13 protein-coding genes are annotated in these 15,729 nt (G+C 72.8%); 7 read left to right on the forward strand and 6 right to left on the reverse strand.

Annotated elements, in window-relative coordinates; genetic code table 11:
* Window positions 1–6 precede the first annotated feature (6 nt).
* A complete protein-coding gene (locus ACFYT9_RS29020) occupies window positions 7–1,029 on the reverse strand; it encodes a LacI family DNA-binding transcriptional regulator (RefSeq protein ID WP_389168662.1) in 1,023 nt (340 codons plus the stop codon).
* Between the two features lie 426 nt (window positions 1,030–1,455).
* Here ACFYT9_RS29020 and ACFYT9_RS29025 point away from each other — a divergent pair, with 426 nt between their 5' ends.
* The 4 genes from ACFYT9_RS29025 (at window position 1,456) to ACFYT9_RS29040 (ending at window position 6,361) form a co-directional block, all read left to right on the forward strand.
* The gene (locus ACFYT9_RS29025; protein ID WP_389168664.1) at window positions 1,456–2,793 is read left to right on the forward strand and encodes an ABC transporter substrate-binding protein; all 1,338 of its coding nucleotides are present in this window, start codon (window positions 1,456–1,458) and stop codon (window positions 2,791–2,793) included.
* Between the two features lie 91 nt (window positions 2,794–2,884).
* The gene (locus ACFYT9_RS29030) at window positions 2,885–3,895 is read left to right on the forward strand and encodes a carbohydrate ABC transporter permease (RefSeq protein WP_387280520.1); all 1,011 of its coding nucleotides are present in this window, start codon (window positions 2,885–2,887) and stop codon (window positions 3,893–3,895) included.
* A 2-nt stretch (window positions 3,896–3,897) separates the two neighbouring features.
* Window positions 3,898–4,812, forward strand: a complete 915-nt coding sequence (locus tag ACFYT9_RS29035; RefSeq protein ID WP_389168666.1) for a carbohydrate ABC transporter permease — start codon at window positions 3,898–3,900, stop codon at window positions 4,810–4,812.
* A 106-nt stretch (window positions 4,813–4,918) separates the two neighbouring features.
* Window positions 4,919–6,361: a GH1 family beta-glucosidase gene (locus ACFYT9_RS29040; RefSeq protein ID WP_387280524.1), complete on the forward strand. Its 1,443-nt coding sequence runs from the start codon at window positions 4,919–4,921 to the stop codon at window positions 6,359–6,361.
* Between the two features lie 66 nt (window positions 6,362–6,427).
* Here the strand turns inward: ACFYT9_RS29040 and ACFYT9_RS29045 are convergent, their stop codons facing one another.
* Window positions 6,428–6,898 (reverse strand): hypothetical protein, encoded by a 471-nt coding sequence (locus ACFYT9_RS29045; protein ID WP_387280526.1) that lies wholly within the window; start codon window positions 6,896–6,898, stop codon window positions 6,428–6,430.
* A 147-nt stretch (window positions 6,899–7,045) separates the two neighbouring features.
* A complete protein-coding gene (locus ACFYT9_RS29050) occupies window positions 7,046–7,774 on the reverse strand; it encodes an IclR family transcriptional regulator (RefSeq protein ID WP_389168668.1) in 729 nt (242 codons plus the stop codon).
* A 157-nt stretch (window positions 7,775–7,931) separates the two neighbouring features.
* Between ACFYT9_RS29050 and ACFYT9_RS29055 the strand changes: the two genes are divergently transcribed.
* Window positions 7,932–8,774, forward strand: a complete 843-nt coding sequence (locus ACFYT9_RS29055; RefSeq protein WP_389168670.1) for a glycerophosphodiester phosphodiesterase — start codon at window positions 7,932–7,934, stop codon at window positions 8,772–8,774.
* 54 nt (window positions 8,775–8,828) lie between these two features.
* Here the strand turns inward: ACFYT9_RS29055 and ACFYT9_RS29060 are convergent, their stop codons facing one another.
* Genes ACFYT9_RS29060 through ACFYT9_RS29070 form a run of 3 tightly spaced genes read right to left on the reverse strand, consistent with a single transcriptional unit; the run spans window position 8,829 to window position 12,441 of the window.
* Window positions 8,829–9,707, reverse strand: coding sequence for a geranyl diphosphate 2-C-methyltransferase (locus ACFYT9_RS29060; protein WP_387280682.1), 879 nt, complete (start codon window positions 9,705–9,707; stop codon window positions 8,829–8,831).
* Window positions 9,708–9,736: 29 nt separating this feature from the next.
* Window positions 9,737–10,975 carry a family 2 encapsulin nanocompartment cargo protein terpene cyclase gene (locus tag ACFYT9_RS29065; RefSeq protein WP_389168672.1) on the reverse strand — a complete coding sequence of 413 codons (1,239 nt, stop codon included), beginning with the start codon at window positions 10,973–10,975 and terminating at the stop codon, window positions 9,737–9,739.
* A 56-nt stretch (window positions 10,976–11,031) separates the two neighbouring features.
* The gene (locus ACFYT9_RS29070) at window positions 11,032–12,441 is read right to left on the reverse strand and encodes a family 2B encapsulin nanocompartment shell protein (protein ID WP_387280579.1); all 1,410 of its coding nucleotides are present in this window, start codon (window positions 12,439–12,441) and stop codon (window positions 11,032–11,034) included.
* Window positions 12,442–13,014: 573 nt separating this feature from the next.
* Here ACFYT9_RS29070 and ACFYT9_RS29075 point away from each other — a divergent pair.
* Window positions 13,015–14,478 (forward strand): cytosine permease, encoded by a 1,464-nt coding sequence (locus ACFYT9_RS29075; RefSeq protein ID WP_389168673.1) that lies wholly within the window; start codon window positions 13,015–13,017, stop codon window positions 14,476–14,478.
* A gap of 157 nt (window positions 14,479–14,635) precedes the next feature.
* Window positions 14,636–15,688 (forward strand): acetylxylan esterase, encoded by a 1,053-nt coding sequence (locus ACFYT9_RS29080; protein ID WP_389168675.1) that lies wholly within the window; start codon window positions 14,636–14,638, stop codon window positions 15,686–15,688.
* The last annotated feature ends 41 nt before the right edge of the window (window positions 15,689–15,729 follow it).

A 15,729-nucleotide genomic window follows, 5' to 3' on the forward strand; every position in this document is an offset into this window, starting at 1 on the left:
GGCCCGTCAGCAGGACCCCCGGACCACCAGTTCCGTCGGCAGGACGCGCCTCGGGGCGGGGTCCAGGGCGTCCGCCACGTCGTCGAGGAGCATCCGGGCCATGGTGCGGCCCATCTCCTCGATGGGCTGGCGGACGCTGGTGAGCGGGGGGTCCATCAGACGGGCCACCGGGGAGTCGTCGACGCCGACCAGGGCGACGTCCTCCGGGACCCGCCTGCCCGCCTCGCGGAGGGCCGCGCGGGCGCCTGCGGCCATGACGTCGGAGGCGGCGAAGACCGCGTCCAGCTCCGGGCGCCGCTCCAGCAGGCCGCGCATGGCGCGCCGGCCGCCGTCCTCGGTGAAGTCGCCGGTCGCGACCAGGCCCTCGTCCGGGGCGTGTCCCGCCTCCGCCAGACCGGCCCGGTAGCCGCCGAGGCGGGCCCTGGCCACGTACATGTCGAGGGGGCCGGTGACGGTGGCGATGCGCTGCCGGCCGCGGCCGACCAGGTGGGCGACGGCGGCGCGGCCGGCGCCGATGTTGTCGGAGTCGACGTACGGGACCGGTTCGGCCTCGGAGCGGCGGCCGTTCATGACGACCGGGATGCCGAGTTCGCGGATGCGGTCGGGGAGCGGGTCGTCGCCGTGAACGGAGGCCAGCAGGACGCCGTCGACGCGCTGGGCGGCGAGGTACTGCTCGAAGCGCTGCCGTTCCTGCTCGCTGCGGACCAGGGTCAGCAGCAGCTGCTTGTCCGCCTCGGCCAGTTCGGCGCTGACGCCGCGGATCAGGTCGAGGAAGTAGGGCTCCGCGAAGAGCCTCGCCTCGGCCTCGGGAATGACGAGGGCGACCGCGTCCGTGCGGCTGCCGGCGAGCGCGCGGGCGGCCTGGTTCGGCACGTAGCCCAGCTCGGCGACGGCCCGGGCCACGGCGGCGCGGGTGCTCTCGCTCACGCGCGGGGAGCCGTTGATGACCCTGGAGACGGTGCCCCGGCCCACTCCGGCACGGGCCGCGACCTGTTCCAGGGTGGGTCTGCTGTGTTGCCGTCCGTTCACGCTCGCCGTGCTCCCCTCGTCGGACCTCGTGCCGCTCACCAGGGCCGCGGTGGGCGGAGCCTCGGGCGGGCGGCCGGGAGGGCCGTGCCGGAGGAAGGGGCCCGCGAGGGGCCACACCGGGATGGGAGCGCTCCCACCCTAGAGCACCCCGCTCCCGCGGCGCCACGCGTGCGTTCAGGAGATGACGTGAAGACCCGCGCCCGGGCGCCCGGAAACCCGCCGAACACCTTCCGGTAACGAATCCGCGTTCATGTCTTGACACCCCCCACCCCTCGGCGGCAACCTTCCGGCAACGACGTGGGAGCGCTCCCATCACACGGGACGCCGAACAGCCTGCATCAGGTCCCGGCAGGACCCGCCGAGCCGCGAGCAGCCGGCCGGACCTCTTGGCGCACAACGAGCACCACCTTGGACGAGGAGAGTGGAATGCGCACTTCCAGCAGCAGACGCGGACGCCGCACGGCCGCCGCGGCGGTCGCCGCAGTGGTCACCGGCACGGTCCTGCTCACCGGTTGCGGAAGCGACAAGGACGACGAGGGCGGGAAGGACGGCGGCAAGATCACCCTGCGCGTCGGCACCTTCGGCTCGTTCGGCTACGACAACAAGACCGGCGCGAAGCTCTACGCCGAGTACGAGCGGCTCCACCCGAACATCAAGATCGAGGAGTCGAACGTCTCCGACGGTCAGAAGTACTGGGACACGCTCAAGCTGCGCCTCTCCCAGAACAGCGGCACCGCCGACATCCAGGCGATCGAGGTCGGCTACATCGCCGAGGCCACCGGCCCCACCATGGCCGCCAAGTGGCTGGACGTCGTCAAGGACGGCGGCGCCGACACCTCCAAGTTCCTCGACTGGAAGGTGAAGCAGGCCACCACCGCCGACGGCAAGGTCATCGGCCTCGGCACCGACATCGGCCCGATGGCGGTCTGCTACAACAAGGACCTCTTCGCCAAGGCCAAGCTGCCGACCGACCGCGACGAGGTCGGCAAGCTGTGGAACGGCGACTGGGCGAAGTTCCTCACCGTCGGCGAGACGTACAAGCAGAGCGCCCCCGCCGGCACCGCCTTCCACGACTCCGCCAGCGGCCTGTTCAACGCCGTCCTCTCCAGCGACCCCGTCCAGTACGCCGACGCCACCGGCAAGCTCGACTGGGAGAACAGCCCGGGCGTGAAGAAGGCGTGGGAGCTCGGCGTCAAGGCCGCCGAGAGCGGACTCACCGCCAAGCTGCGCCAGTTCGACGAGGCGGGCACCTGGAACGCCGCCTTCAAGAACTCCAAGTTCGCCACCGTCGCCTGCCCGAGCTGGATGACCGGCATCATCAAGGACCAGGCCGGTCCCGCCAACCAGGGCAAGTGGGACATCGCCGCACCGCCGGTCGCCGGCAACTGGGGCGGCGCCTTCCTCGCCGTGCCCAAGGCGGGCAAGCACACCAAGGAGGCCGCCGAGCTCGCGGCCTGGCTGACCGCCCCCGAGCAGCACGCCAAGGTCTTCGCCGTGAACGGCAACATCCCGTCCTCCAAGGACACCCTGCTCTCCCCGGCGGTGCAGGACGCCAAGCTGCCGTACTTCGGCGACACCCCGGTCGGCAAGATCTTCTCCTCGGCGGCGGCCGGCATCACCCCCGCCGTCATCAGCCGCTACGACGGCCAGGTGAAGACCTTCCTCACCGACAACGGCATCCTCGACATCGAGCAGCGCGGCACCGACCCGGGCAAGGCCTGGGAGAACGTCAAGAAGCTGGTCGACGACAAGATCCAGCAGTAGCGGGGACCGCGCCCCGGCCCGCCGCCACCTGCCGGCGGCGGGCCGGGGCCGTCCGCACCACCGCACGCATCGACCTGGAAGGACGCCACCCGTGGCCACCTCCGTACGGGCGGAGCGCGGCGGCACCCCGCCGCCCGCCGCACCGCCCTCCCCGCCCGGCCCCCGCGCCCGGCGCCGCCGCTCCGGCCCGGGCGGCTGGCGCAGCACCCTGTACCGCTGGGACGTCAAGGCGATCCCGTACGTCTTCATCACCCCCTTCTTCCTCACCTTCGCGGCCTTCGGCCTCTTCCCGCTGATCTACACCGGCTATCTGTCGCTGAACCGGGTCGAGCTCGGCGGCACCCCGGAGTGGAAGGGCCTGGAGAACTACACCGACCTCGCGACCAGCGAGTTCTTCTGGAACGCGCTCCTCAACACCTTCACCATCGGTGTGATCTCCACCGTCCCGCAGCTCCTGATGGCGCTCGGCCTCGCCCACCTGCTGAACTACAAGCTCCGCGGCCGCGGCTTCTTCCGGGTCGCGATCCTCGCCCCGTACGCCACCTCGATCGCGGCGGCGACCCTGGTCTTCGCCCAGCTCTTCAACACCGACTACGGGATGATCAACGGCGTCCTCGACTGGGTGGGGATCGGCCCGATCGACTGGAAGAACGCCAAGTGGCCGGCGCAGATCGCCATCTCCGTCATCGTCACCTGGCGCTGGACCGGCTACAACGCGCTGATCTACCTAGCCGCCATGCAGGCCGTGCCGCAGGACCTCTACGAGGCCGCCTCGCTGGACGGCGCGTCCCGCTGGCGCCAGTTCATCAGCGTCACCATCCCCTCCATCCGGCCGACGATCTTCTTCACCATCATCGTCTCCACCATCGGCGCCACCCAGCTCTTCGGTGAGCCGATGCTCTTCGGCGGCAGCGTCGGCATCAGCGGCGGCAGCGGCCACCAGTTCCAGACGCTGAGCCTCCTGATGTACGAGAAGGGCTGGATCACCGGCGCGCTGGGCTCCGCCTCGGCGATCGCCTGGGTCATGCTGGCGCTCCTGCTGCTCGTCGGCGGCATCCAGGCGCTCGTCTCCCGCCGCAACCGCAAGAAGCTGGGGGACTGACCATGGCCCGCACCCTCGACACCACCGCGACCGTCGAGCCGAAGACGCCCGGGGGGCGCCCGGGGCACCGCCGCTTCCGCCAGACGGCGGGCCGGCAGCACCACGCGGGGCCGCTCACCTACGTGCTCCTGGTCATCGCCACGGTCGTCTCGCTCTTCCCGCTGTACTGGAACGTGGTCGCCGCCTCGCACACCGGCGAGCGCGTGGTGCAGGCCCCGGCCCCGCTGCTGCCCGGCTCCCGGCTCCTCGACAACCTCAGCTTCGCCTGGGACCAGGTCGACATGGGCGAAGCGCTGATCAACACCACGGTCGTGGCGAGCCTGGTGGCCGGCTCCACCGTCCTCTTCTCCACCCTCGCCGGCTTCGCCTTCGCCAAGCTGCCCTTCAAGGGGCGCGGCATGCTGCTGTCGCTGGTGGTCGCCACGATGACGATCCCGCCGCAGCTCAGCGTCATCCCGCTCTACCAGATCATCACCGACCTCGACTGGTTCGACCAGCTCCAGTCGGTGGTCCTGCCCTCGCTCGTGGCGGCCTTCGGCGTCTTCTTCATGCGCCAGTTCCTCGTCGAGGCGCTGCCCGTGGAACTGGTCGAGGCGGCCCGCATGGACGGGGCGCACAGCCTGCGGATCATCTGGCACGTGGTCTTCCCGGTCGCCCGCCCGGCGATGGCCGTGCTCGGCATGCTCGTCTTCGTGCAGGCGTGGAACGACTTCTTCTGGCCCTTCATCGCGCTCACCCCTGACGGCAACCCGACCCTCCAGGTCGCGCTCGCCGGGCTCGGCGCGGGCAACCACACCGTGGACCACGCGATCGTGCTGACCGGTGCGCTGATATCGACCGTGCCGCTGCTGCTGGTCTTCGCCTTCCTGGGCAAGCACATCGTGGGCGGCATCACCGCCGGCGCCGTCAAGAGCTGACGGCCGCCCCCCTCTTCCGTACCGCATCCCCCGGCTCCGCCGGGTCCGTCGCAGTCGCCGGACCCGGCCGGGCCCACCCGTACCCCTGCGTTGGGAGCGCTCTCCTATGACCGCGTCCGAAACCCGGCCGCTCACCGCCGTCCGCCAGTTCCCCTCCGGCTTCCTCTGGGGCGCGGCCACCGCCGCCTACCAGATCGAGGGCGCGGCCCGCGAGGACGGCCGCACCCCGTCCATCTGGGACACCTTCTCGCACACCCCCGGCAAGGTCTTCGAGGGCCACACCGGCGACGTGGCCGTCGACCACTACCACCGGTTCCGCGAGGACGTCGCACTCATGGCCGAACTCGGCCTGAACGCCTACCGGTTCTCCGTCTCCTGGTCCCGGGTCCAGCCCACCGGCCGGGGTCCCGCCGTCCAGAAGGGCCTGGACTTCTACCGGGCGCTGGTGGACGAGCTGCTCGCGGCCGGCATCGAGCCGGCGCTCACGCTCTACCACTGGGACCTGCCCCAGGAGCTGGAGGACGCGGGCGGCTGGCCGGAGCGCGCCACGGCCGAGCGGTTCGCCGAGTACGCGGGGATCGTCGCCGACGCGGTCGGCGACCGCGTCAAGCGGTGGACGACCCTCAACGAGCCCTGGTGCACCGCCTTCCTCGGTTACGGCTCCGGGGTGCACGCCCCCGGGCGGACCGACCCGGTCGCCTCGCTGCGCGCCGCCCACCACCTCAACCTCGGCCACGGGCTCGCCGTCCAGGCGCTGCGCGCCGCGCTGCCGGCGGACCGTCAGATCGCGGTCTCGCTCAACCTGCACGAGGTGCGGCCGCGCAGCGGTTCGGCCGAGGACCTGGAGGCGGCACGGCGGATCGACGCCGTCGGCAACCGCGTGTGGCTGGGCCCGATGCTGGAGGGCGCCTACCCCGAGGACCTGCTCGCCGACACCCGGCACCTGACCGACTGGTCCTTCGTCCGGGACGGCGACACGGCGGCGGCGCACCAGCCGCTCGACTTCCTCGCCATCAACTACTACGCGCCCACCCTGGTGGCGCACGTCGCCGACGGCGAGGAGAAGCCGCAGGACGACGGGCACGGCGACAGCGCGCACTCGCCCTGGCCGGGCGCCGACCGGGTGGCCTTCCACCGGGCGCCGGGCGAGCGGACGGCGATGGGGTGGCCGGTCGACCCGAGCGGCATGTACGACCTGCTGCGCCGGACCTCCGCGGCGTACCCGGACCTGCCGCTGGTGATCAGCGAGAACGGCGCCGCGTACGAGGACGTGGTCGGCGAGGACGGTGGGGTCCACGACCCCGAGCGCACCGCATATGTGCACGCGCACCTGGAGGCGGTGCACCGGGCGATGGCCGACGGCGTCGACGTCCGCGGCTACTTCCTGTGGTCGCTCCTGGACAACTTCGAGTGGGCGTACGGCTACGCGAAGCGGTTCGGCATGGTCCACGTCGACTACGACACCCTGGTGCGCACCCCGAAGACCAGCGCCCGCTGGTACGCGCGGGTGGCGCGCTCGGGCGAGCTGCACGCGCCCGGCGCGGTCTGAGGCGGGACGTGACGGAGGGCCGTGCCGGGGTCACCGGCACGGCCCTCACGCATTCTTGACGGCTGCTCAGATGTCGATGACCCGGTAGCCGATGACGTAGACGCCGCCGGAGCCCTCGACGCTGCGCCACTGGGTCTCGGCACCGGCCTCGGTGCCGGTGACGAGGGTGGCGCCGAGCTTGTCGTCGCCGCCGAAGGTGTCCTTGTCCCAGAGGGTCAGGGTGCGGGCCTGCTGCTTGCCGAGGATGAGCGCGGCGTTGGAGTTGCCGTCGGCCATGGAGCGGACGTAGCCGGTGCCCATGGTCTGGTAGCTGATGCCGTTGCCCGGCCAGACCTTGACGGCGTTGCCGTTGGCGTCGGTGATCTTGAGGTAGGCCTCGTCGTGGTCGCCCTCGCTGTTCTTCTGGCAGTGGAGTTCGACGAGTTCGATCCGGACGTAGTCGATCGGCTCGGCGTGGGCGGTGCCGGCGAAGGCGGCGATGCTGCCGAGCCCGAGGAGGGCGGTGGCGGCAGCGCGTGCGGCTCGGTTCTTGCGCATGGTGTGGTCTCCCCCGAAGGTGTGCGTGCTTCTCGGTGCCTGTGTGCCGTTCCCCCGGCACGTCCCTCACTGTGCCGTCCCTCCCCCGCTCGGTTCTACGCGCGTTCCGCTCAACGGAACCGCGGGCCGGCGGAGTCGGCGGGCGGTTCAGGGGGCGAGCGCGGCGGCCGGGATCGCGCGGTGCGGTACGCCGCGGGTCAGGGCGCGGCCGAGCGCGGCCCCGGCGTCGGCGACGGACGCGGCGAGGGCGTCGAGCCGCCGTCCGGCGGGCACCATCGCGGCGAGCGCGGCGACGGTCCGCCCGTCCCGGCCCCGGACGGGGAAGGCGGCGCAGCACACGCCGTCCATCACGTCCTCGCGGTCGAGGACGGGACCGCCCCGCAGGGGGCCGCGCAGGGCGTGGCCGGCGGCGGTGTCGAGCCGGAAGGCGGTGCCGTCGCGGACCGGCACCAGCGGTTCCAGCTCGCCCGGGGCGGAGGCGACGACGATGGCCTGGTCCTCGCGGAGCACGGCGAGGACGACGCTGGCGCCGGTCGTGGCGCGCAGCCGCTGCACGGGCAGTCGGGCGGCGAGCCGGAGTCCCGGGTGCGGCTCCCACGCCTGGCCGAGCCGGTAGAGCTCCGGTCCGACGCGGTAGCGGGAGCCCCGGCGCTCCACGGCGCCGACGGTGACGAGCTGGTCGAGCAGACGGTGGGCGCTGCCCTTGGGCACCCCGCAGGCGAGGGCGAGTTCGGTGACGCCGGCTTCCTCGCCGCACCGCCGGAGCGCGTCGAGGAGGGCGAAGGCCCCTTCGAGGACGCCCCGGCCGCGTCCGGTCCGGTCCGCCGTGTCCGTCCGCCCCGGGGTGCCGGTTCTGGGTCGTGTCCCCTCGTCCATGGGTCGTTTCCCCCTGTCTCTCCGCCCGGCCGCTGTCCCCCGATGGCACGGCTGCGGGCGCGTCCCCACGATGCCGCAGACCCGGACGAATCACCTAGGGGTTCGGTGCCGGTGCGTCGCGGCCCGGTCGCCGGGGGCGGCGGTAGGCTCACCGGCCGTGACTCCCGTACGACTCCGCCGCCGGGCCGCCGTGGCCGGCGCCGCCCTGTGCGTCCCGCTCGTGACCGCTCCCGCGCCGACGCCGGCCGCGGCCCCCTCGCCCGTCCTGACGGTGATCGCCCACCGGGGCGCGTCCTCGACGGCGCCCGAGAACACGCTGGTGGCGGGCGAGGTGGCGCGCCGGGCGGGGGTGGAGTGGATCGAGAACGACGTCCGGCCGAGCCGGGACGGGGTGCCGTACGTGCTGCACGACGCGACGGTGGACCGGACGACCGACGGCACGGGTCCGGTGCGTTCGCTGACGTCGGCGCGGCTCGACGCGCTGGACGCGGGCTCCTGGTTCGCCCCGGCGTTCGCGGGGGCGCGGGTGCCGACGCTCGCCGCGCAGCTGACGGACCTGCGGGAGCGGGGCGGCCGGCTGCTCCTGGAGGTCAAGGGGCCGCACACGGAGGCGGAGGTGGCGCGGATCGTCCGGGACGTGCGGGAGCGGGGAATGGCGGACCGGGTGGTGGTGCAGAGCTTCGACGTGGTGTCGCTGGAGCACGCGCGGAAGCTGGCGCCCGAACTGCCGCGGGCGCTGTTGCGCGACCTGCTCGACGCGGATCCGGTCGCGGTCTCCCGGGAGCTGGGCCTGACCGGGTACCACGTGTCGGACCAGGGCTTGTCGGCCCGGCCGGGTGCCGTGGCGGAGCTCCACGCGGCCGGGGTGGCGGTGAACGTGTGGACGGTGAACGACCCGGCGCGCTGGCGGGTGCTCGCCGGGCTCGGTGTGGACGGCGTGATCACCGACCGCCCGGCGGAGCTGGTGGGCTGGAACGCGGCGCGGTCGGGGGACGGGTGAGGGCCGGGCCCGTCCCGGAGGACGGGCCCGGCCCGGTGGCCGGCCGCGCGGGGATCAGACGCGGTCGGCGGCGATCAGCACGTACTGGAAGGAGCCGTCCTTGTACGACTCGATGAACGCCTCCTCGATGCCGGTGACCAGCGACGAGGTGGCGCGCAGCTCCCAGTAGGGCAGCGTGTCGGGGGTCAGGTCGATGACGGCCTGGGGCACCAGGCGGTTGTCGGCCATGGCCTTGAGGTACTCGCGGCGCGAGTGGATGTTGCACTCGAAGTGGGCGTTGATCTGGGAGACCCACTTGGACGGCTGGCCGTACTTGGGGTTCCAGCAGCCCGTGATGGTGACGTAGCGGCCGCCGACCTTGAGGAATCGGGAGTGCTCGGCCATCAGGTCGTCGAGGTCGACGTACATGCTGGACTCGTTGTTCCAGGAGGCGGTGACGGAGCCCTTCTCGAACGGGGTGTCGAGCATGTTGCAGACCTGGGCGCGGACGTGGCCGTCGATGCCCAGCTCGCGGGCGCGCTTGTTGCCGAACTCGGCCTGGGTGGAGGAGAGGGTGACGCCCTCGACCTTGCAGCCGAAGCGCTGGTGGGCCATGACGCTGGAGCCGCCGCGGCCGCAGCCGGCGTCGACGAGGGTGTCGGCGGCGGTGATCGGGCCGAGGTGGTCGAGGAGGACCTCGGCCTGGGCGGACTCCAGCCGGTGCAGCTCGGAGATGAGCTTCTTCTCGTACTCGCTGTCCTCGGGGGTGCCGAGGGAGGCGTGGTCGACGGCGCCGATGCCGTAGTGGTGGTGGTAGAGGCCGTCCACGTCACCGAGGCGCAGGTTCACGGGCCGGGCCTCGGAGTTCCAGTAGCGGGCGATGTCGCCCTGGTACGGGGTCGCCGGGCCGGGGATGAGCGCGGAGGCTTCGGTGGAGGTCAGCTCGGTGGTCACAGGGGAGTCCATTTCTCGGTGGAGGTCGTCTACCAGAAGTCGGGCAGGCTGTAGCGGAACGTGTTGGTCTGGTGCCAGTAGTGGTTGCCGTCGACCCAGGTGGCGACGCCCTTGAGGAAGCGCAGCACGGTGGGGACGGCGAAGGTGGCGGCCACTTCGGCGGCGGCGGCCTCGAAGGCGTGCATGAGGTCGTTGTGCACCTCGACCGCCTTGAGGTAGGCGTCGCGTTCGGAGAGCTTCTCGCGCTCCGCGAGCACCACCGGCAGGTTGAGGTGGACGCCGGGACTGGCGAGTTCCTTGGTGTAGGAGTACAGGTCGTTGACGATGGTCGTCGCGTTGCCCGCGAGGGCGATGACCCGCTGCATCTCCGGCCGGGCGTGCAGGTCCGCCGGCAGTTCGTAGCCGCCGACGGTGTCGGTGATGGTGGGGCAGGGGCGGAAGTTGTTGTACTGGCGCATGGCCAGGTACTCCCACACCTCGGGCATGTGGCCGGTCTCGGCCCAGGCCGCCTCGGCGAGGTAGCCCATGTGGAGCCGGGCCATGTCGTGCCGGAAGCGGTCGGACTGGGAGGGCGTGGCCGCGTGGACGAAGTACTCCATGGCGGAGCGGTAGGCGCGGCGCGGGGCGTCCGAGCCGAGCGATTCCGCCCACGCCGGCGCGTACTCCGCCGTGGTGTGGAGGGGGTCGAGCGCGGTGTGCGCCATGAGGAGGCGGCCGCCGAGTCCGATCGGGGAGCCGCCGTGGTCCTCGCAGTAGCAGTCGTCGACGGCGTTCTCCGCGACCATGAGCCGGGTGGCGAGCATGACGTGGTCGACGGTCGGGGCGTCGGGGTGGCAGGCCACCATGTAGCGCCCGACGGAGAAGCCGTCGAACTGGCCCTCCCACTCCTCCGGGTAGAGCTGGACCTCGTCCACGGCCCAGTCCTTGATCCGGCGGCTGACCTCGTCCACCCGGGCGGGGTCGGGGTCGGGGACCGGATGGAAGTAGAGGCCGGGGATGGGCCGGCCCTCGACCGCGGGGACGGCGCCGGCCGGTCCGCCGGCCGGGTCCGGCAGCCCGTCCGGCACCGGGGGCGGTGCCGGACGGGTGAACGAGACGGTGGCCGTGCCGAGTCCGCTGGGTCCGCCGGGGATCCAGCGGGGCGCGGCCTCCGGCGCGGGCGTCTCGGCGGCCGGGCCGCCGAGGGCCCGGTCGAGGACGTCGGCCCCGAGGCGGGCCGCGGCCGCGGGCAGGTGTGCCGGCAGGGGGGAGAGCCCGGGGTCGGGCATCCGTAGCTCCTTGCTGGGTGGGGTGGTCCGTCCCGGATGCGGGACGGCCGGGGCCGTCAGTCGCGGCGGCGGGCGATCTGCACGTTCTCCATCACGCCGAGGGCGTCGGGGACGAGGACGGCGGCGGAGTAGTAGGTGGTGACGAGGTAGGACATGATCGCCTGCTCGCTGATGCCCATGAAGCGGACCGACAGGCCGGGCTCGTACTCCTCCGGGAGGCCGGTCTGGCGGAGGCCGATGACGCCCTGGTTGTCCTCGCCGGTACGCATGGCGATGATGGAGCTGGTCTGCTCCTTGGTGATCGGGATCTTGTTGCAGGGGAGGATCGGCACGCCGCGCCAGGCCGGGACGGACTGGCCGCCGAGGTCGACGTGGTCCGGGTAGAGGCCGCGGGCGTTGAACTCGCGTCCGATGGCGGCGATGGTGCGCGGGTGGGCGAGGAAGAGCTTGGTGCCCCGGCGGCGGCTGAGCAGCTCGTCCATGTCGTCCGGGGTGGGCGGGCCGGAGTGGGTCTGGATGCGCTGCTTGAAGTCGGCGTTGTGGAGCAGGCCGAACTCGCGGTTGTTGACGAGCTCGTGCTCCTGCCGCTCGCGCAGGGCCTCGATGGTCAGGCGGAGCTGCTCCTCCGTCTGGTTGTGCGGGCCGTTGTAGAGGTCGGCGACGCGGGTGTGGACCTTGAGGACGGTCTGCGCGACGGAGAGCTCGTACTCGCGCGGCTTGAGCTCGTAGTCCACGAACGCGCCGGGGAGGACGGCCTCGCCGACGTGCCCGGAGGACATCGCGATCTCGGCCTCGCCGTGCTTGTTCTGGCGCTGGTCGGGGAGGGTGCTGAACTCCTCGATGTGGGCCTGGAGGGCCGGGGAGTTGGCCTTCACCGCGGCGAAGTCGGCGCGGGAGAGGGTGAGGAGGGTGCCGCTGGTCTCGGCGGTGGCCGTGTAGTCCCAGGTGGCGTCGGCGTCGAGGAGCGCGTTCTCCCCGAAGCGGTCGCCGTCGCCGAGGACGGCTACCGCGACGTCGTCGCCGTAGGGTCCCTCGGAGGTCTGGCTGATGCGGCCGTGGGCGAGGAGGTGGATCTCGCCGGCCGCGTTGCCGCGGGTGACGATGATGTCGCCAGCGGAGAAGTCGCGCTGGACGCAGCGGTCGGCGAGCGCGGTGAGCACGTCGACGTCGTCGAAGCCGCGCAGTAGGGCGAGTTCACCGAGCTCTCGGGGGATCACGCGGACGGTGGCGCCGTCCTGGACGAACTCCACCCGGCCGTCGCCGACGGTGTAGCTGAGCCGGCGGTTGACCCGGTAGGCGCCGCCCTTGGTCTCCACCCAGGGGAGCATCCGCAGCAGCCAGCGGGAGGTGATCTCCTGCATCTGCGGGGCGGACTTGGTGGTCGAGGCGAGGTTCCGCGCGGCGTGGGTGCTGAGCGACTGCTGCGGGGGGGCCGCCTGGGCTTCCGGGCTGGTGTCGACGGTCATCGGACCGGGGTCTCCTTAGCGAGGGTGGTGACCGGGCACGGCGACACGCCGGACCCGTCGAGGAGGGGTAGGGAGGGAGGGCGTCCGGCCATCCGTCCGAACCCGGGGAACAGTAACGGCCCGTCAGCACGCCCCGCCCGGAGAGCCGAGGGGCATTACCTCGATGCGGTGATCTTGTTCCGGCCCTGGTTTACCGACTGCTCCGGCGGCTTTGCGCCACGTGTCGCGGGGCCCGGTGACAGCGGGGCCGGTCGGGGGTCTCCGGGAGGGGCGGCCCCCCGATCGGACGGCATGGATTCCGGCCAGGTGCGTCACGGGGACCCCCGCTTGACAATCCGTCCCACCTGTCACACAAGTCAACCGGCCGCGTCAACGCGACTCACCCGGGCTTCCGGAGCGCCCCGGAAGCCGACCCTCCGATCCTCCGCTCCGCCACAACTCGCTTACCACGAAGGCGAGTTCGTGCGAGCATCCTGAGGTCGCGACCAGGGTGGTCACGGGGGACCGGGGGGTACGGATGGTGAAGCGCCATGCCCGAGGGCGAGGCCGGGGCGGCTCGGTGCGGGGCGCGCGATGAGCGGGCCCGAACACGCGTACGCGGAGGCGGAAGGGGCGGGGGAACCGGACCGGCGGTACGCCAACGCGGATCTGCTCCCGGCCGAGACCGGCGAGTTCCGCTGGCACTGGTGGGACTTCGCGGCCGTCTGGGTCTGCGTCTCCTGGAGTCTCGCCCATCTGGTGCTCTCCGGGCTGCCGGGCCAGGACCGGTTCAGCTGGCCGCAGACCCTGCTGATCTGCGGCATCGCCCTGCTGGTGGTCCTGCTGCCGTCGTTCCTGGTGGAACACGCCGGGGATCGGTACGGTCTGCCGTTCGCGGTCTTCGCGCGCAGCGCGTTCGGCGTGCGGGGGGCCGCGCTGCCGGCGCTGCTCCGGTTCGCCGCGGCGTGCGTGTGGTTCGGGTTCCAGACGGACCTGGCCCTGCGGGGACTGACACTGCTGGCCGCGGGGGACGACTTCGACGACTTCGAGGGCTTCCTCGGTCCCGCCTATCTGGCCTTCCTCGCGGTCCAGTTGTGGATCGTCACCAAGGGGCCGAACGGGCTGCGCGCGTTCGCGAACGTCGCCGCGCCGGTGCTGCTCCTGGGCCTCCTCGGGACTCTGCTCTGGGTCTCCACGCACGCGGAGGGGCCGATGCTGCCCCGGCCCGAGCGGCCGATCGGCTGGGGGGCGGACTTCTGGTCGGCGGCCGCCCCGGCGCTCGCCTCCGCGACGGCGGTGTTCGCCGCGGTCGGTCTGACCGTTCCGGATCTGGTGCACCTGGGCGGGGCACGCCGAGGCGCGGAGGGCCCCGGCTCCGGTCACCGGCCGGGCGTCGGGATGCTGCTGCCGCTCGTGATGACGGGGATGCTCCTCTACACGATGGCGCTGATGTCCGGATCCGGGTACGAGGGCTCGGTTCCGCTGCTCGAACACGCGGTGGCCGGCATGCCCGGCGGCCCCCTGCTCGCCGCGGTCATGCTGATCGTCGCCACGCTGTGCACCAACCTCGGGCTGAACCTGGTCTCGGCCGCGTACGACCTGTCGAGCACCGTGCCGTCCCTGCTGCGCTTCCGGGGCGCGGCGGTGATCGCGGCCCTGGTGGGTTCGGCGGTGGTGTGGCAGACGCGGGACACGGCCGACTATCCGGTGCTGGAGTGGGCGGACACGGCCGAGGGCTTCTTCGGCACCGTCGCCGGCATCCTCGTCGCGGAGTACTGGATCATCCGCAGGACGCGGCTGCGGCCGGATCAGCTGTACCGGCGAGGAGGCCCGTACTGGTACACGGGCGGCTGGAACTGGCGGGCCGTCGTGGCGTTCCTGGCGGGCGGGGTGCTCGCGGTGGGCGGGTCGACGGGAGGCTCGGGCCGGGAGGAGCCGCTGCTGCCCTTCCTCGCCCCGCTCGACGACTTCGGCTGGCTGGTGGGGCTGGTCGTCGCCGGCGGACTGTACGCGGCGCTGACGCTGCGGGCGCGGAGCGCCGCACGGGCCGAGGACTGACGTCCGGCAGCTGACCGCCACCGGACTGGGCAGTTGCACAGGCCGGGCCTCGCAGGACTGGGCCCGCGCGCACAGACACGGGAGCCCGGCCGCTCCACGATGTCCCTGGCCACGGTTGCGAGGACGCGCGACCGTCAGGAACCACAGAGGAGTTCCCATGCCAGGGAGAACGTGGCGCCGCCTGTTCGGCGGTCTGCTGCTCGCCGTGCTGCCGGTGCTCGGCATGACACCCGCCGCCACGGCTGAACCCGGGGCGGCGGCGACCGGCGGGATCCTGTCGGTGGGCACCGCCTGGGGCGAGCCGGGCCCGTACGAGGTGGACGTGGACATCGAAGCGGTGCACACCTTCTACCACCCGAGGACGATGGGCCCGTCCGGCGAGCGGCACCCGGTGGTGATCTGGGGCAACGGCACAGGGGCCGTGCCCGGGATCTACAGCTCGCTGCTGCGGCACTGGGCGAGCCACGGCTTCATCGTCGCCGCCGCCAACACGCCCGCCTCCAACTTCGCGATCAGCATGCGGGCCGGGATCGACGTGCTGGAGCGGCGGAACGCCGACCCCGGCAGCGAGTACCACGGCAAGGTGGACCTGGAGCGGATCGGCTCGGCGGGGCACTCGCAGGGCGGGGCGGCGGCGGTGAACGCGGCGGTCGACGCGCGGGTGGACACGGCGGTGCCGATCCAGCCGGGGCCGCTGACCGACCCGGACCTCACCGGCGTACCGGTCTTCTACCTGGCCGGGCAGCGTGATCTGACGGTGTGGCCGGCGCTGGTGAAGGCGCTGTACCGCGACTCGGGGCACCTGCCGGCCGTGTACGGGGAGGTGCGCGGCGCCGGTCACCTGTCGTCCATCGGGGACGGCGGGGACTTCCGCGCCCCCACGACCGCGTGGCTGCGGTTCTGGCTGATGGGCGACGAGAACGCGCGCGGGGTCTTCTTCGGCCGGCCCCGGCTGCGGCGCCTGCGGGGACGGCGGCCTGTGGTCCGGGTGGGAGCGCAACGCGCGGGCGACGCAGATCCCGGGACCCGGCGGCGTCTGAGCCGCCGCACCGGTCCCGACGCCGCTCCGAGGTGTCGAGCCCGGGCGGGAGTCCCGTGGTCGCCGGGACCGTCGAGGACTCCGGCCACGACCACCCCGGCCGCCCCCGCACCCACCGCCCGCCCGGACGGACCGCCACCCCGGCCGCCGCGACCGGCCCGACTACCATGAGGCCGGTCGCGGCGCCGGGATCCCCCGGACCGCGCCCAGGA

Origin of the sequence: Streptomyces sp. NPDC004435 (genome assembly GCF_042873895.1) — a bacterium.
Taxonomy (GTDB): Bacteria; Actinomycetota; Actinomycetes; order Streptomycetales; family Streptomycetaceae; genus Streptomyces.